Raw genomic sequence first — 749 nt, 5'->3', positions numbered from 1 at the left:
ATCTATCGCGCGTTGGAACTGAACCTGCGGATCAAACCCCGGAAGCGGCTCAAACGCGACAAGCCCGACGAACTGACGGTGCCAGACGCCCCCAACCAGGTCTGGTCGATGGACTTCATGGCAGATCGTCTGGAGGACGGCCGGGCTTTCCGGCTGCTCAACGTGCTCGACGACTTCAACCGGGAGGGACTCGGCATCGAAGTCGATTTCTCTCTGCCCGCCGAACGGGTCGTGCGGGTGCTGAACCAGATCATCGAATGGCGCGGCAAACCGGGCGCTATTCGGGTCGACAATGGTCCCGAATATATCAGCGGTACGCTGATGAAATGGGCCGAGACGCACGGCATCGGCCTCCAACACATCCCCAGCCCGGCAAGCCGCAGCAGAACGCCTATGTCGAGCGTTACAACCGGACGGTCCGGCATGAATGGCTGGGCCAGTTCCTCTTTGAAACCATCGCGGAGGTGCAGGATCACGCGACAGAATGGCTCTGGACCTACAACAACGACCGCCCCAATATGGGCATCGGCGGCATCACACCCGCCCAGAAACTGAAATTAGCCGCATGAATTCTATGTCCAACCCCCGCTAAAAATGGCGGGATTACCACACCACCACTCCACGGGACAGGATCGCTAGTGCCACATCCGCCAGCAGCCATGAATTTTTCAGATAAGCTTACTTTGATAACTGAGTTAGGCAGTGACAGCATGATTTTCGCTACCGATAGCAGAGACCGCAGACAGGGA

Annotated in this window: 1 pseudogene; it reads left to right on the top strand. The window is 57.9% G+C overall.

The window, feature by feature from the left end:
• Positions 1–569 (top strand): annotated as a pseudogene (locus PHAMO_RS01600) (IS3 family transposase); the annotation flags it as partial.
• Positions 570–749: the final 180 nt, after the last annotated feature.

It is taken from the genome of Magnetospirillum molischianum DSM 120, from assembly GCF_000294655.1.
Lineage (GTDB): Bacteria > Pseudomonadota > Alphaproteobacteria > Rhodospirillales > Magnetospirillaceae > Phaeospirillum > Phaeospirillum molischianum.
Note: the sequence above shows the minus strand (reverse complement) of the source record. Positions and strands in the feature narration are given on the sequence as shown.